This is a genomic window from Paenibacillus sp. AK121 (assembly GCF_019042715.1).
In the GTDB taxonomy this organism is placed as follows: Bacteria; Bacillota; Bacilli; order Paenibacillales; family Paenibacillaceae; genus Paenibacillus; species Paenibacillus polymyxa_C.
Genome location: NZ_JAHPJM010000025.1, coordinates 1 through 17,531 on the forward strand (window position 1 = coordinate 1; position 17,531 = coordinate 17,531).

At 47.7% G+C, this 17,531-nt stretch carries 7 protein-coding genes and 2 pseudogenes; 2 read left to right on the forward strand and 7 right to left on the reverse strand.

Features of this window, described 5'->3' with window-relative positions; translation table 11 throughout:
* The 6 genes and pseudogenes from KSP24_RS24385 to KSP24_RS24410 form a co-directional block, all read right to left on the reverse strand.
* The coding region (locus KSP24_RS24385; RefSeq protein WP_216977048.1) for a non-ribosomal peptide synthetase at positions 1-8,585 on the reverse strand (8,585 nt) is incomplete at its 3' end.
* A 75-nt stretch (positions 8,586-8,660) separates the two neighbouring features.
* Positions 8,661-8,834, reverse strand: coding sequence for a hypothetical protein (locus KSP24_RS24390; protein ID WP_216977050.1), 174 nt, complete (start codon positions 8,832-8,834; stop codon positions 8,661-8,663).
* A 767-nt stretch (positions 8,835-9,601) separates the two neighbouring features.
* Positions 9,602-10,069 carry a TnsA endonuclease N-terminal domain-containing protein gene (locus KSP24_RS24395; RefSeq protein WP_367949385.1) on the reverse strand — a complete coding sequence of 156 codons (468 nt, stop codon included), beginning with the start codon at positions 10,067-10,069 and terminating at the stop codon, positions 9,602-9,604.
* 734 nt (positions 10,070-10,803) lie between these two features.
* Positions 10,804-10,977: pseudogene (locus KSP24_RS25705) on the reverse strand (helix-turn-helix domain-containing protein); the annotation flags it as partial.
* A gap of 380 nt (positions 10,978-11,357) precedes the next feature.
* Positions 11,358-12,692, reverse strand: coding sequence for an erythromycin esterase family protein (locus KSP24_RS24405; RefSeq protein ID WP_216977052.1), 1,335 nt, complete (start codon positions 12,690-12,692; stop codon positions 11,358-11,360).
* An 82-nt stretch (positions 12,693-12,774) separates the two neighbouring features.
* Positions 12,775-13,932 carry a serine hydrolase domain-containing protein gene (locus KSP24_RS24410; protein ID WP_216977054.1) on the reverse strand — a complete coding sequence of 386 codons (1,158 nt, stop codon included), beginning with the start codon at positions 13,930-13,932 and terminating at the stop codon, positions 12,775-12,777.
* Positions 13,933-14,504: 572 nt separating this feature from the next.
* Here KSP24_RS24410 and KSP24_RS25415 point away from each other — a divergent pair.
* A complete protein-coding gene (locus KSP24_RS25415) occupies positions 14,505-14,822 on the forward strand; it encodes a radical SAM family protein (RefSeq protein ID WP_231124604.1) in 318 nt (105 codons plus the stop codon).
* A gap of 359 nt (positions 14,823-15,181) precedes the next feature.
* Positions 15,182-15,430, forward strand: a pseudogene (locus KSP24_RS24420) (Tn3 family transposase); the annotation flags it as partial.
* A gap of 227 nt (positions 15,431-15,657) precedes the next feature.
* Here KSP24_RS24420 and glmS read toward each other — a convergent pair.
* Positions 15,658-17,490 carry a glutamine--fructose-6-phosphate transaminase (isomerizing) gene (glmS, locus tag KSP24_RS24425; protein ID WP_013373234.1) on the reverse strand — a complete coding sequence of 611 codons (1,833 nt, stop codon included), beginning with the start codon at positions 17,488-17,490 and terminating at the stop codon, positions 15,658-15,660.
* Positions 17,491-17,531: the final 41 nt, after the last annotated feature.

Here is a 17,531-nt window from a genome sequence, read left to right on the forward strand (position 1 = left end):
GCCGTCTCTTCCGGCGTGCGCTCCGCCTGTTCCTCAAACAGCCGATGGAACGCGGCCGCAGGAGCCGCTTCCGGCTGTGCCGGGTTGAACGCGCCGAGAATTTGTTCTTTTTCCTCTGCCGTCAGCAAGTTCAGCTCGGCAATCTTCGCATCTGGACGGCTTACGATCGCCGCAAGCAAATGTCCGAAATGAGTCGACAGCCGCCGGATCGTGCTTTCTTTATAAAGAGCCGTTGCGAATTCAAAGCTGCACTCCAGGCCGCCGTTTTCTTCCGTAACATCCACACTCAGGTCGAACTTGGCCGTGCCGTATTCGCTAGGGTACGGGGACAATTTCAGCCCTTCCAGCTCAAACTCTTTATCCTCCAAGTTTTGCAGGGAGAACATCGTGTCAAACAGCGGGTTGCGGCTCAAATCCCGGCTGACCTGCACTTTATCGACGAGCTCTTCGAACGGATAATTCTGATGCTCGTAAGCGCCTAAGGTCGTTTCTTTCACTTCTTCCAGATACGACAGGAAGGTCTTCTCCGAAGCCGGATAATTGCGGAGCGCCAGCGTATTGACGAACATTCCGATCAAAGGCTGCGTGTCTCCGTGCGTTCTGCCCGCAATCGACGTTCCGACGATCAAATCGTCCTGACCTGTGTATTTATGCAAAAGCACGGTATATGCCGCAAGCAGCACCATATACAGCGTCGTTCCTCTTTGAGCGGCCAGCTGCTTCAAGCCTTCGTTCGTTGCCTCGTCCACGAAGGACGTCAGCGTTTGTCCCTCAAAGCTCTGCACGGCAGGACGCGGATAGTCCGTCGGCATTTCCAGAACCGGAAGCTCGCCGCGGTAACGATCCAGCCAGTAAGCTTCCTCGCGTTTCAACTGCACTTTTTGCTCGTCCGACTGCTGCCATACCGCATAGTCCTTGTATTGAATGCGCAAAGGCTCTAATGATTCGCCGCCGTACAGACGAACGAGTTCCTCGACTAACACGTCCATCGAAACCCCGTCGGAGACGATATGGTGCATGTCGAACATCAGCAAATAACGTTCGGCTGCCAGCTCTACGAGTTCCGCTCGCAGCAGCGGAGGCTTCGCCAAGTCGAAAGGCCGGATGAAGGCCTGCACAACTTCGGGCGCTTCTTCCTCGCTCGCATGACGGTACTCAACGGCAAAGTCGACGCTCTCGTAAATGCGCTGTACAGCTTCGCCTTGTACGATCTCAAAGCCAGTTCGTAGCGTTTCGTGCCGTGCGATCAGTCCGCGGAAAGCCTTCTCCAGCAGGCTCCGGTCAATCGATCCTTCCAGCAACAGCACGCCCGGCATGTTGTAGCTCTGATCGGCCCCTTCCAGCTGATTCAGGATAAACAGCCGCTTCTGAGCTGAGGAAAGCGGATAATATGTTCTTGCGCCTGCCAGCGGAATCGACGAGAACGACTGCTCTCCGATCCGGGAGATGGCCAGAGCCATCTCTTCGATTGTTGAGTAGCGGAATACGTCGCGCAGAGGCAGCTCAACGTTCAGCTCCTGATGCACCTTGCTCACCAGTGTCGTCGCCCGCAGGGAATGGCCGCCCAGGTCGAAGAAATTGTCCAGGACTCCAATGCCGGAGTAGCCCAGTACTTCCTCCCAGATCTTCACAAGCTGGGACTCCGTCCGGTTACGCGGCGCTACGTATTCGACGCCCGTTTGTATGCCACCTTGCGGCTCCGGCAGCGCTTTGCGGTCCACTTTGCCGTTGGTCGTCAGCGGCATGCGCTCCAACTGCACGAAGTACGACGGGATCATGTACCCCGGCATTCCTTGGGCCAGCGAGGTTCTCATTTCGCTGACCGTCAGCGTTCGGTCCGCCACAAAGTAGGCGACAAGCGCCTTCTCGCCCCCGCCGTCCTGACGGGCGAGCACCACCGCTTCTTCCACGCCCTCGACGTTCAGAAGCTGCGTCTCGATTTCGTCCAGCTCGATTCGGTACCCGCGGATTTTGACCTGATGATCGATCCGGCCCAGGTATTCGATGTTGCCGTCCGGCAGCCAAGCTGCCAAGTCGCCCGAGCGGTACAGCTTCTCCCCCTCCGCAAACGGGGAATCGACGAACTTCTCCGCCGTCAGGTCCGGACGGTTCAGGTATCCTCTCGCAAGACCTTCCCCGGCCACGTACATTTCGCCCGCTACTCCAATCGGCACAGGGCGGCGGTTTTCATCAAGGACGTACACCCTCAGCGTCGGGATCGGCTTGCCGATATTGCTCTTCGCCGCCTCCATTTCGACCCACGTGATTTCCTTATACGTCACGTGAACCGTCGTCTCGGTAATGCCGTACATATTGATCAGCTTCGTCTCCGGGTACTTCGTCTTGAAGCCCTTGAGCAGCAGCGGACTCAGCGCTTCGCCCCCGAAGATGACGTTACGAATCCGCAGATCGTACGGATGGTCCGCCAAGACCTCCCGCAGCAGCTGGTAGAAGTACGTTGGCGTCTGGTTCAAAATCGTGACCTGTTCGCGGCCCAGCAGCGCCAGGAAATCGGCCGGATTTTTCGCCGTGAGCGGCGGTACGATGACCAGCTTGCCTCCGTACAGCAGCGCTCCGTACATTTCCCAGACGGAGAAATCGAAGCAGAACGAGTGGAACAGCGTCCACGTGTCGGACGGCCCGAAGTCGAACAGGTTCTTGTCGTTGAACAGGAGGCGCACGACGTTCTTATGCTCGATCAGCGTTCCTTTCGGTCTGCCGGTCGTTCCCGACGTGTAGATGACATAGGCCAGGTTGCCCGGCCCGGAAATCGGCTCCAGGTTCGAAGCGTCCAGCGCATCGGCGGAGTCCGCCCCTCTGTCGCCCCAAACGAAATCGTCCAATTCGAGGCGCGTTCCTGCGAAGTCGGTCTTCTCGTGCAGATGCTTTTGAATCAGCAATAACGGCGCGCCCGAATCCTCGATCATGAAGCGGATGCGCTCCTCCGGGTAGTCGGGATCGACAGGCACGTATGCTCCGCCCGCTTTGAGAATCGCCAGAATGCCGACAACCATATCGAGCGAGCGTTCGGCCAGAATCGCTACCAACTGGTCCGCTTCTACTCCCGTCTCCCGCAGCTTCCGCGCAAGGCGGTTGGATCGCTCGTTCAGCTCGCGGTAGGTCAGCTGCCGCTCGTTCATGACGGCGGCCACGTTGTCCGGGTAAAGCTCCGCCTGCTCTTCGAACAATTGAACGAGCGTCTTCTCGCGCGGAAATTCCGTGGTGGTGTCGTTAAAACGCCCGAGAAGGTCGGCCTTTTCCGCCTCCGTCACAAGTTCCAGCTCGCCCACTGTAATTTCCGGGTTATCCGTCACCTGCTCCAGCAGATGGACGAGATGCCCCTTGAGCCGCTCGATGCTGTCTTTATCGAACACTTCGGCGTTAAAGTCGAACCGAATTTCGATCTCGACTCCCGGCACCACGGTCACGTTGAAGTTATAGTTCGTCTGCTCCTCCATCTGAACATCAGCGATCGTCAGGTCGCCGTGCTGCTGGTCGCCCGCCTGCTCCATCTGCTCGTCCACCGGATAGTTCTCGAAAGCGATGATATGGTTGATTAGGTTCTGCTTTTGCACGCTGCGGGCTTGAATTTCATACAGCGGATAGTAATCATAACGCCCGGACTCCAGCGCCCACTCTTGGAGCTTCGCCATCAGGTCGGCGAACACGGTGTCCGCTTCGCTCGTGACGCGGACCGGCACCGTATTGATGAACAGTCCGATCATGGACTCGATGCCCGGGATTTCCGCCGGTCTTCCAGCCACGACGCTGCCGAATACGGCATCGTTTGTCCCGTTATATTTTTGCAACATCACGCCCCAAGCGGCTTGCAGCAGCGTATTGACCGTAACCAGGCGCTGTTTCGCCACCTGGTCCATCCGCTCGCTCAAGTCTTTGCCCAGCTCGGCGGTGACGTGATCAGCCGTAAATCTGCCGTTCGGCGCCAGTTCCTTTTGTCCCGGGAGTACGGTTTGCCCTTCATAACCTGCCAGGAATGCCGTCCAATAGCCGGATGCCGCCTGATCGTCCTGTTTCTCCAACCATTCGATATAGACGCCATAATCCGATCCCTTATCTCCCGCTGGCTGCTTGCCGAATGCCAAGGCCGAGTACGTCTCAAACAGCTCCTGCGTCAGCTGCGGTAGGCACCAGCCATCCATCAAAATATGCTGGAAACTCCACAGCACATGATAGCTTTGCTCTTCGGTGCGCAGGATCGTAACCCGAACGAGCGCGTCATGTTCCAGGTCGAAGCCGCGAAGCTTGTCATCCTCGGCTTTTTTATCCAAGTACGCTTGTTTCTCGTCCGACTGCAAATGAAGCAGCTCTTCATATTCAAAGCCGACCGGCTTGTCGCGGTATATGATTTGCAGCGGCTCGCCCGCCGGTCCTTGCACAAAATTCGCCCGCAGCACCAAATGACGTTTCGCAAGTTCCGTCCAGCTCCTCTCGAAAAGCTGGACGTCGAGTACTCCCCTCATCGTAAATCGCGTCTGCTCGAAGTAAGCGGCCGTTTGCCGGTCAAGCGCGCTGTGGAACCACATGCCCTTCTGCATCGGCGTAAGCGAGTAAATATTTTCGATTTCCCCGAGATGGCCCGAGCGCTGGGCGATTTGCTCTAGTTCGGCGATGGTCAAGCCTTTAAATTGCACGTCGCTAGGCGTCAATTCGGTATTTTCTTTGCCTGCGCAGTGGATAATGAGCTCTCGTAGACTTTGCTCAAGCCGCTGAGCGAAGGCTTCCATCGTTACCTTGTGATACTGCTTCCGGCTGTAGCTAAGATCAAGCGATAAAGCGCCGTCCAGCACCATGCCATTGATATCCAGCACAAAGCTACGGGCCTGCCGGTCGCTGGCCGGGCTGCCGCCGGAATAAGAAGATATGCCCATCTCGTCCTGGTTGACATCATCGTCGAACTGGCCGAGGTAATTAAAATTAATTTCCGGCTCTGCGCCCCAAACAAAGCCATCCTCCGATTTGGAGAGATAGCGGCATATGCCGTACCCAAGCCCTTTGTTCGGAATGCGGCGCAAACTTTCCTTGACCTGTTTAATCTGATAGGCCAAATCCCGGTCGGTTTCCGGCTCTAGGACGACCGGAAACTTGGTCGTAAACCATCCGACTGTGCGCGTGATGTCGATATCCGTTCCGATCGGTTCGCGTCCGTGTCCTTCGAGATTGATCCGCACCCGTTCGTGTCCCGTCCACTTGCGAACGGCTATGCCGAGCGCCGTTACCAAAATATCGTTCATTTCGGTGTTGTAGGCCCGGTGAACCCGCTTCAGCAGCAGCTCCGTTTCTTCGGGAGTCAAACGCACGAACAGCGATTCGCTGTCCTGCTGCGTCGTAACGTCCGCCTCCAGATCCTTCGGCAAGGCCGGAACCGCAATTTGTTCCACGGCCTGCCAATAGGCCCGTTCCTTCGCCATCTCCGGGCTTTGCGCGTAAGCGGCCAGCTGCTCGGACCAAGTGCGGTACGCATCCGTTTTCGCCGGGAAACGAATTTCCTCGCTTTTGCCGGCCTGCTCGTAACCCAGAGCGAAATCCTCCATCAAAATGCGCCAAGACACGCCGTCCACCACGGCATGATGAACCGCGAGCAGCAAATGATCGCCGTCCGCACACCGGAACAGTCCCGCCTTCACGAGGGGCCCGTTCTCCAGATCGATGCCCGCTTGAATGTCCGTTGCCTTCGCTTCCACAGCCTGCGCGGTATTCTCCGCATCCTTGAAGTCGAACACGTCCAGCGTGAACAGCCCGCCTTCCTGAATCGCGCGGGTCCGCGCACTAAACCCTTGTTCCGTCTTGCAGAACACCATCCGCAAGGCGTCATGATGCTCGGCCAGCTTTTGCAGCACCTGACGCACCGTCTCTTCGTCGAAGCGTTCCTTCCGGTACAGCATCACCGACTGGTTGAAATGATGCGGGGCCGCAAAGGAGCTCTCGAAAAACCAATGCTGAATCGGCGTCAGCGCCGTTTCACCCGTTATTTCGCCTTGATCGATGGTACGTCCGATCGGTTTCACATGCAGGCTGAGCTGTGAGATAGTCGGATATTTGAACAAATCCCGGATTTCCAGCTTGTACCCGGCTTGATGAAGCCGCGAAGATACTTGAATGGACTTGATTGAGTCTCCGCCCAGCTCGAAGAAATGATCCGTTACCCCAACGCGATCGGCGTTCAATACCGCCTGCCACACATCGGCAAGCGTCCGCTCGGCTTCATTGCGAGGAGCTACGTACGCGCCGCCGGTCAGCGCGTTTCCTTCCGGAGCAGGCAAAGCCTTGCGGTCGATTTTGTCGTTCGGCGTGAGCGGCATCCGCGGAAGCTGAACAAAATGCGCCGGAATCATGTAATTCGGCAATTTTTGCGCCAGCGCGCTTCTCAGCTCGCCGAGCGTAAGCGGGCGGCCCGCGACCAGGTAAGCGCACAGTTCTTGCCCGTTTTTGCCTTCCCGCGCGATTACGATCGTCTCCTGCACGGAGTCGATCTTCAGAAGCTGCTCTTCAATCTCGCCGATCTCGATCCGGAATCCACGGATTTTCACCTGATGGTCAATCCGGCCCAAGTACTCAATATTTCCATCCGGCAGCCAGCGGGCCAAGTCGCCCGTCCGGTACAGTCTCTCTCCGGGCTCAAACGGGTGTTCGATGAATTTCTCCGCCGTCAGATCCGGCCGGTTCCAATATCCCCGGGCGAGGCCGACGCCCGCGATGCACAATTCCCCTTCCACTCCGATAGGCGCCAGTTGATTCTGTGCGCCCAGTATATACAAGCGATGGTTCCAGATCGGACGTCCGATCGGTATCGCTCTGCGTTCGGTGTCATACGTAGACGCCGCCCACACGGATGTGGCGATCGAGGCTTCCGTCGGACCGTACGCGTTATAGTATTGTACCTTGTCTTTCCACTGCTGCACGAATTCGGCTGAAACGGCGGAGCCCGCCGTGATGAGCCTGCTCAGACTCGGCAGGCGGTCTGAATTCAAATAAGCCGCATAAGTTGGCGGCAAAGTGGCGATCGTAATTGCATGCTCGTTCATGAAACGTTCGAACAGCTGATCATCCAAAATCGTCTCGGTTGACGGTATATATAAGGTCGCCCCGAAATATAGAGCGTTGAACATCTCCCAGCACGACGCATCGAACGATAGGCTGGCGAATTGGAGCACTCGATCCTGTTCGGTCGTGTGAAGCGTATGGGCAAACGTCAGTTTCAGGCTGACCAGCCCGCGATGCTCCAGCATGACCCCTTTGGGTTTGCCCGTCGTACCTGATGTATAGATGACATAAGCCAGATCATTCGGACCGCTGGCCGGATCCAGGTTCGAGCCATCGTCGCTGTAGGCCTGCTCGTCATCCAGCGCCACCACGGTCCCTTCGAACGGCACCTGCTGCTGCAGCTCCCTTTGCGTCAGCAACAGCTGCGCGTTCGAGTTCTCCAGAATGTAGCGGATGCGTTCTTCCGGGTATTCCGGGTCGATCGGCACGTAGGCACCGCCAGCTTTCAGAACCGCCAGAATGCCAACGACCGTCTCCAGTGATCTCCTGGCCATCAAGCCTACCAGCTGATTGGGCAGCACGCCGACCGATCGCAGCGTCCGCGCCAGCCGGTTCGCCCGTTCGTTCATCTCCGCGTACGAAAGCCGGCGCCTCTCAAAGACAACCGCCGTCGCTTCGGGCACCCGCTTCGCCTGCTCCTCCACGAGCTGATGAATCGTCCGATCACGAGGATAGTCCTTCTCGGTATCGTTAAAGCTTTGCAGCAATTGAAATTTCTCGTCCTCCGACAGCATGTCCGCCCGCACAATGTCCAGCTCCAACTCGTGAAGCCCCACGGCCAGCAGGCGATTTAGATGGCCGACGACCCGCGTCATGAACTCGGAGTCATATAAGTGCTCGTTATATGACAGCGCTAGCTGTATCGTCCCGCTGGTTAAGCTAAATTCAAAGGAACAATCCGTGACCACGTTTTGCCCGATTTCGTCCAAATGCAGCTCCTTAAGGGATACTAGCGTATGGACGACGGGTATCCCGTCTGCATATTGCAGGTCCAGCTTCTCTGTCATTTTTAAGAATGGAATATGTTGATGCTGAATCGCTTCCGGCAAGGAAGTCCTCAGCTCGCTCAGAAGCGTTTTAAAAGTTGCACCCGCCGAAAGCGAGTTTTTCAAAATAGCCGTATGATTAACGGATCGGCGCGTCTCCGTCGGTTTCCGTACAACCGGCATGCCGACCAGAATGTCAGAAGCGCCTGTATATTTATGCAAGAGCGACTGAACACCTGCGAGCAAAATCATAAAAGTGGCCAGCGGAGCGCCCTTGCTCATTTGAAGGACGCGCTGCGCCACTTCCTCCGGAAGCGTCCCGCCGACGGTTGTCATAATGGGCGCCAGGGAGCTTGGAGCTTTGCTGTAAGGTAGCCGCGTCAGGGTATAATCGTCGCTACCGAATTTTTCGTTCCAAAACAACGTTTCTTTTTCAAAAGCCATCTGGATCGTTCCCCTCTCTTCATCGGTAAAAGCAATCCGGCGGAGCATATGCCGCAGCAACACTTCAGCCTCGCTCCCCGCCTTTTCAAACATGTGACAAGAATGTCAATGGCTTTCGCCAGGTCACCGCTTTGCTTGCCCGGTTGATCACATGCGGCAATCCTCTGCCTAGCAGCTGTCCCGCTCGGCTCCTATGCGTGAAAGACAACTAAGAGCATCGTTCCACGCAAGAGATGCGGCTGCTTCCGGCTCCTCCGCTTCAATATGCTTGCTGCGGACGAGCCGCCCGAAGACGGACTTTGGTTTAACATTGGGTTCGGAATTGGAATTGGGGGTGGACAAGGAATGTTCCTCCCATCGATGTAAGGCTTGCTGTAGGGTTCCGGCCGGCCAGCAGGAAGTCGGCCGTACCTCCGGATTCGGCACCGGAGCTGCCTTTGTCGAAGCCTATGTTTAAGGGATATTGATACACTCTATGTACGATTTGTATATTCCCCCGTCTGGTGTGGATAAGTAAAGATACGGCTGCGGGGTAGTGAGCTTTTCCTGACGATTAGATGTGACGATGGTGCTGCATGAGGCTCAAAGAATGCTCCGTATGGCATGAACGGGACAGCCCTTGTATTGGAAGTAAATTACATCTTTTCAAAAATGATCACGCGCTTCATCCTCCATCGGAATTGGGATAAGGTTGGCTTCATCCTTTCTGAGCCTTCTGACGTCATGGAGCATACATATTCTCGGCTGTCATTTTCCACAATTGTCGGTCTCCGCATGCCTGCTTGCTGGGTAGCCAGTGGATTGGTCTCTCGCGCACAGCTTGGATAGATATAAAAACCATCTAATTCTATTTTCTATCATAATTGGAAAGGTAACCTAGGTAGAATTATATCAAAATTTCCAAGAATGTATAGTAAAACTTTAGTTAAATTGGGTCTGTCCAACATAAAGTGTTAATATTTTGCCTAAAAAAGCGAATGGAGAAGAAACGCCGGGAAGGTTTGCCATCAATGAGGAATTCGACGCGTGTCGACATTCAGGCGGGGTGCCGGCCGATTTGGGAGATCTTCCCTGGAGACATTCTTTGCCGGTGCTCCGAATCCTTGCGCTTACCCACTTGGTAAACCAAATAATTCATCTTGTTCTCTTGTAACTTTCGCAAGTGGTTTTTCACTTTGTTGAATAGCACAATAGAGATTATCTTCGAGACTATTTATATGGTGATTTGACAATTTATCGTTGTTTTTAGCATTATGAAGCCATTCGACATTCCTAACCAAATTGTAGTTTATCTGTCTTTCCGTAATAAGTGCCCACTCTATCTTTTGGTCTTTAAAGAACTCTTTTTCAATCTGTAATTTCTCTACAACTCGTTTTGTCAACTTGTTAGAAGGTTTGATAGAATGTGCAATAAATTTTATACTTTCTTCTTGTTTTACTGTAAGTAACATATCTGTAGTCATAATGATGGGAAGCTTATTCTTGGGGTCAGTTGGATGTTTAATGCCTAACTTTTGTGCAATATAGAGGGTTTTATCTAGAGGTAATAAAGGAAATTGTTCGCGAATATCAATCACTTGCTCTGACCACTCCATTTAGTAATGATGTGCCAATTCAAAGTGTTCAGACAGATAATGGTGAAGTCGACCACTTTTCTAACCAAGAATTCGAGTAACTATCCCTATTGAAGGTACATCATGTATAGTTAACCAAGGTTTGTATTCCGAAAAGTGGCCTTGACCTCTTCCATCTTTGATTTTCCGTTGAATAGATACTATAGAGTTACTTGATCGAATTTTGCTCATTATTCACCTTCTTTTTAGAACTACTAAATCAAAGTAAAGTTCAGTTATCCTTTTCTACTCCTAAGATATATTTTAGTTTTACTTCAAAATACAAATGTAGAATATAACAACTCACAGCTTTATACAATAGCAAAGTAATATTTTTTAGCTATATTTTACTTCGTATCCTATTCATAGGCTACTCGTAGGGTACAGTAGGGCATGAATAAGCTATAATATGGGCTATAAGTAGGTATAATTAGTAAGCAGATGGGTCGGGTAAAACCTATTTGATTTAATAGAGATGAATTCATGAATGCTTTGAAACAGTAATGTAAAAATTTTATACTAATCCATAAATGTACATAAAAGGATATTTATAATAAGATCAGGGTAACTAAACAGGTTGTTTCTAATTGGGAGTGAAACGTAGCACGGCCTGAAATTAATCATTTAATATCTTTAGCAAAGGTTTTTGACGTTACAACTGATTATTTACTTTGTATTGCTAATCGAATGACATTCCCCTACTGTGTGGGCTCAATTGCTACAGGCGTATCTCCAAAGATTAACCACTCTATATGGGAATTCAAGTTTTCTTTAATTGCTATAAGTATATCAAAAGAGGGTCTGTATTTATCTTGCTCCAGCTCACTCAACGTTCCTTGAGAAATTCCAATTATATTTGCAAACTTTATTTGATTTAAGTTGTTTGTTTTTTACTGGTTCCACACTTTTTTATCACCAGACATTAATTGTTTACAGACAATAAAGTTGTGTACCTAACTCCATTTTTTGTAATAAACCATCCATAAAACAGAAGCCGCCCTCAAAGGTTATTTTCGAACTTCCTTTGAGAGCGGCTATTGTCCATCTACCTATGTTAAATCTCTAAGAGTTACAGCATTCCAACACAAACGGATTGCACTACTAACGCTCTCACTGCTTAACTCGAAGATTCCATGTAGATGGGCCTTCAGCATATAAAATGTCCCAAGTTCGATAACCCGATTCCAACCAAATTCAAACTTTTCACGAATCGTTGTGCCCTTAAGCAAGCCTTCTCGCACATTATAACAAATTATTGATGTAGTTGAGATGGACTCACTTTTTGAATTTGAACAAGTATATCAAACGTTTTACCTAATGATATATCAACAGTTTTTGGTATAGCAGGGCCTTCTTTAGTTATTCCAGCGAAAATTTGATGTTGTTCGTTTAACCAAGTTTTTGTCACTCCGTTCGCCTTACGTAAATCAATAAAAAATTGATCTTTTTTGACCTGTCCAAAAATGTAATTATAACTGTTTGGATCATCTGATTTTAATATTCCATATGGGCCAAATTTACCATCATTATTATAAACATTATATTGTCCTTTATAAACTGATGTTCCAATAGATACATACCGTTTTCCATAATATTCTGCTAAATGCTGCCCAGCTACTTTAGGGTATATAAATGGAATCATATTTGTTTTCGAAACGTGTCCATTATGTCCCCAAACTATGGTTTTCCCTAAATGTTCTTCAGTCCACTTCGCATTTTCATACATTGCAATATCATGTTTCAAATAAAAATCCGATGGTTTATCAGGGGATGTTCCTCCTAACATTGTAGTAAACTGTTCAATAATACGAGCATTTTGTTTTATCCATGCGAATTCTTTGGATTTTCCGTTTAGATAACTTTTATTTTGTTCTAATAAAGCACTGATTTGTTTAGCATCTGAAATATACTTTTCTTTTTCTTCTTTCGTAAGGCTCTCAAAAGTATTCATATCCTTTGTTACAGAAATAAGACCTTTTATTTTCTCTTCTACTCTAGGCACAAGATCTGAATTGTTTCTTTTTATATATTCTATTATATTATTATAAACATTCTCGTTTACTGATTGAATGTCCATCCCAATGATACGCACTTTAGATTTATGTTTTGGATTAGCATTATATTGTCGAATCCAACTAAGTAGCTCTAACATTTCTTTTGTGTTAAATACTGGTGATAGATGTTGGCTTGGGTTTCCCTTACCAGTAAGAACATATCGATCAAGCTCCAAAGCTCTGTCCCATCCCTCTTCTAAAACTAAGTTGGTGAATCCCTTTTCAGATACTAAATAATTAACAATGCGTTGTTTCATTGTAAAAATTTGATGAGCCCCATGCGTAGCTTCACCTAAACCTACAATTGAAGCTGAACCTACCATATTCTTAAGTGGTTTTAAATCATTAAAAGATGCAGTTGGATTAGTTGTTTTTAAAGGCTTTGCATGCATTTCTAACCATTCCGCTATTTGATTTGTATTGTAGGGTGCTGTAACAGAAACTCCTGTTTTCGAGTCTGCATAAGTACTTCCTACAAAATTAGTCAGTATTATAGCAGAAACACCAAGTGCAATAATCATTTTCTTTTTCATAAAACCCTCCTAAAATACTTATTTGTTAGTTTTTTTGACATGCTCTAAGGAGCCCAGTTTAAACCATTGTTTTCCTTTTTGCCTACTTGCTAAATTCAGCAAGTAAAATATTTTTAAATGGATCAGGACTATCAGCTTTAAAGCTGTTCAAATTGACGACCAATGTATGCTTGCCTCCAAGTGTGCCACCAGCAAAAGTGGTAAACCCTAGAACTCTACCTTTGTGTCCCCATATCGAGACACCGTTTGGAAGCTTAGTTTCAAAGATCCCAAGACCATATCCGGTTCCTTCTCTATCTGTAGGAACTGTAGTAAGCATTTGTTTTAGTTGCTGTTCCTTCAGTAATTTACCACTGAGTAAGTAAGAGAAGAATTTGTTTAAATCGTCAGCAGTAGAAATCATATCTCCATCCGAGCTACCTGGGTTAACATAAGTAACGTCTTTTAGCTCACTTGCTCCGTCTAGTTGGAAATAGCCACGGGCATGCTTGGTGCCTGGAATCACGCTTGAATTGCCAGGTAGGAATGTATTTGACAAATCAAGCGGTTCAATAATCCGATTTTCAACCTCTTCCGCATAGCTGTTTCCAGTTACTTTTTCAATAAGGATCCCCAGTATTACGTATCCTGTGTTTGAATAAGACCAACCCTTTCCTGGGGCAAAGTCTGGGGGAAGAGAAATCCCCATCTTTACGAATTCTTCAGCCGTATACGATTTTTTTGTATCCGTATAATCAAAGTCTTTTGAATTTACATAGTCAGCGATACCACTTGTATGATTCAATATCTGCCGGATAGTAATTTGGTTACCATCATATCCGTTTCCTTGAATGACACCAGGCAACCATTTTTCAATGGGGTCGTCTAGATTCAAGCGGTTCTCTTCAGATAATTGAAGTAGAACTGTTGCAATGAATGTCTTCGTCACACTGCCAATGCGAAAACGAAAATCTGTTTTCATCGGTTTCTTGGCTCTCAGATCCGCTATCCCAGCAGCATAACTCCATGTTTTTCCACCCTCAGAAGTTTTAGCAAGTATCCCAGGATATCCAAGTTGCAATGTATCCCGCATTGCCTCTTTGACGGAATTACGTTCACTTTGAGTGCTTGTTTGTAACGGACTAGATACATTTTGAATGGACTCCGCTTTTACAATTGAGGTTGGTGTTGTGTATAACAGAGAACTTCCAGCCATTAAAAGGACTAAACCTGTAGATGCAATTTGACAATGCTTTTTCATAAAGATATTCCTCTCCTCTATTCATATTGTATCGGTAGTTATTTGCTGTTTTAGGGCAAAAGTGGATTTGCAATTATCTTTACTCATTATTATTTTCACAAACGCTATTGTGTCCTAACAAACGGTAAATTCCTTTTTTTCCACATGTATGTTAACCCTAGAAATTACTTATTTTCCTTAAAACACTCTTGTTACTGGTTTGTTTTTCATAAATAGGTCAAACCTGTTTCCCCTTTCACGCCTCGTTAAATTTTTATCATACACAATGAAAATCCCCTCCTCATTTATTGTTAATGTGTTAAAACTACCTCTGTGATTCTAGGTGTTTTTCTGTCACATACAGTAGTGTCAAAATGTCACGCTATATAAATCCTAATATTGTTCGGAGTTAATAACTCAATTCAGATGTCGCTGTCAGTGAAGCTGATGATTTGGCTGTGTTGAGTTATAATTTATACAATTACGTAGCAGGAGAAGATGGACAAGAAAAACTTCAAAAATGTTGAAATACTACTGAAGTTTTTCGCTTAATTAATGGCGAATGGCGTGTCACAAGAAAGATATTAACGGAGATGATTGAATCTCCACCGGATTTCCTTCAAATCCAAACAAGAAGTCCTCTGGTGGTTAGAGACCTCGATATACTATTAGAATTGCAGCAACGTTGTGAATTATTAGTTTCTATGACTATTGAAACAGACCGAGAAGATGTAAAGCCACTTTTTGCACCTTTAGCTCTAGGGATCAACCAGCGCTTAAAGGCTCTTAGAAATGTCCATGCAGCAGGAATTAATACACAGGCATCCCATTTAATCCTCTTTTGCCCTTCACGCCAGATTTCCCCAAAAGATTACAGAGGATTGTTGATCGAATATATATTGATTCGCTGAACATTGGAGATAGTTTAAAGGGGACGCAATCCGAGCAATTGGGTATGCCTTTGTTGTTTCAGCGAAATGGGTTTTCTAAATGGTATCAGCCTGATATTTATTTAAAAACGAACAACTATTTTAATAAATATTTTGACGAAAAGATTATATTCTTATCTTCTAGTAGAGAGCATCCTCTAAAAGGGAAAATATGTATAATTGATTAATCTACAGGAAATGGGACAGTCATATCCTCTACTCCAATCTGGACGGTAATTCTATCAGTTACATTCTTATACATACAAAAAAAGAGCAGCCTGTTTAGCTGCTCTTTTTTTATGTATAAGATATTGAGTTTTCATCAGTTGAATCTCCTAATAGTTTCGACGCTTCACGTAGATGCGAAGTCCCATTACGGGACGGGAAAAGGAGCTACGATTTATCGGTTCGTGAGCGACCAATTTTCCATTTTCTACACGAAAGTCATCAATACGAACACTCGGGATGCCGTACACGTCATCGACGATTTGCTCCACTATGAAACGGACTTGGCCATCGAGGTGCATTATACGGATACAGCCGGTTACACCAATCAAGTCTTTGGTTTAACGCATTTGCTCGGATTTCGCTAACAGGAAAGGATTCAAAAACTTTTGACTTATTCTGCAATTTATATTCGCTCTGATTGAAACCTAAGCAGTCACCCTCTGAATTTAATAAAAAGCCCGATGATACGTGCTCATCGGGCTTTTTATTAAATAGTTATCAAGAAGAGATATTCTTGTTATCCGTCATTAATAATTAGTATACAACTTTATTGTCTGTACACAACATTAATTTAGAATTTTATTAATGCTCATTCTACAGTAACACTTTTCGCCAGGTTACGTGGTTTATCAACATCATGACCCAGTGCAAGTGATGCATAGTAGGCTAACAATTGGAGAGCTATAACTGAAATGGCAGCCGACAGAATCGGAAGTGTTTTTGGAATTGCAAATACTTGATCCACGGATTTCAGTAGCTCAACAGCGTGCTCTTCATACGTGATTGCAAGCACGTCACCGCCACGAGCTTTAACTTCCTTAATGTTGCTCACGGTTTTTTCCAACACGGATTCCTGAGTTACCAAAGCGATAACTGGAATTCCCTCTTCGATCAATGCCAGTGTACCATGCTTCAACTCACCCGCAGCATATGCCTCGGAATGAATGTAGGAGATTTCCTTGAGTTTCAGGGAACCTTCCTGTACTACAGCATAGTCCTGACCACGACCAATAAAGAACAGGTGCTTGTTGCTAGCGATTTGCTCAGCATAGGCTTTGATCGCATCTGCTTTACTCAACATCTCTTCTACTTGCTCTGGCAGTGATTCCATAGCAGCCAGCACATGAGCTACTTGCTCATCCGTTTGTGTGCCGCGTACTTGAGCCAGATACAGACCCAACAGATAAAACGCAATCAACTGGGAAGAATACGCTTTGGTGGAGGCTACGGCAATTTCCGGTCCTGCCAGTGTAACCAACACATCATCTGCATCACGGGCGATGGAACTACCAACTACGTTTGTAATCGCCAGTACATGCGCTCCGTTTGCTTGTGCTTCACGCAGTGCTGCCAAGGTATCAGCAGTTTCACCGGATTGACTCACCACGATCACCAATGTCTCAGGTGTTACGATAGGAGAACGGTAGCGATACTCGGAAGCTACATCGTTTTCTACCGGAATACGAGCCATACTTTCAATAACCGTACGACCAATCAAACCAGCATTGTAAGCTGTACCACACGCTACAATTTGAATGTTGCGGATATTTTTAATTTGTTCTTCTGTCAGCTTCAGCTCTGGAAGAACAACCTTTTTAGTGTCTTTATCGATACGGCCCAACATTGTATCACGGTAAGCCTTAGGCTGTTCGTGAATTTCTTTCAACATGAAATGCTCATATCCGCCTTTTTCCGCTGTTACAGCATCCCATTCGACATGAATCATTTCCCGAGAAATAAATTGGCCTTCGATTGTCATTAATTCGACAGCATCACTAGTCAGAACAGCCATTTCGCCATCGTTCAAAATAAATACATTGCGTGTATATTTCAGAATAGCCGGAATATCGGAACCGATAAAGTTCTCGCCTTCTCCCACACCAATAACCAGCGGGCTGGCTTGGCGAACAGCTACCAGCTTATTAGGCTCGTGCTCGGTCAGCACTCCCAGTGCAAAAGCACCGCGCATAAAGGTAATTGCTTTTTGTACTGCTTTAACAATATCTCCTTCATACTCACGCGCTACCAGATGGGAAATAACTTCTGTGTCCGTTTCGGAAATAAAGGTATGACCTTCGCCGATCAGCTGTTCCTTCAGTTCCAGATAGTTCTCAATAATTCCGTTGTGAACTACAGAAAACTTTTGGCTCTCATCCAAATGTGGATGGGAGTTTTCATCAGAAGGTTTACCGTGTGTTGCCCAACGTGTATGTCCGATGCCTGCATGGCCTACCAACGGTGTACCATCCAGTTTAGCTTCCAGATTCGCCAGACGACCTTTTGCCTTGGCTACTTGCAGTCCTGAATCTGTAAACACAGCAATACCCGCAGAATCATACCCGCGATATTCCAGCTTCTTCAGTCCGTCAATCAATACCTCTTGCGTATTCTGATTACCAATATATCCTACAATGCCACACATATTCGTTATCCTCCCGATCATCATTTCACAAGACGACTCAT

Excerpts from the sequence above, each read along its gene's own strand:
- KSP24_RS24405 (WP_216977052.1), bottom strand. The coding sequence starts at position 12,692 with ATGAAAAAGAAAATGATTATTGCACTTGGTGTTTCTGCTATAATACTG.
- KSP24_RS24410 (WP_216977054.1), bottom strand. The coding sequence starts at position 13,932 with ATGAAAAAGCATTGTCAAATTGCATCTACAGGTTTAGTCCTTTTAATG.
- KSP24_RS25415 (WP_231124604.1), top strand. The coding sequence starts at position 14,505 with ATGATTGAATCTCCACCGGATTTCCTTCAAATCCAAACAAGAAGTCCT.
- glmS (WP_013373234.1), bottom strand. The coding sequence starts at position 17,490 with ATGTGTGGCATTGTAGGATATATTGGTAATCAGAATACGCAAGAGGTA.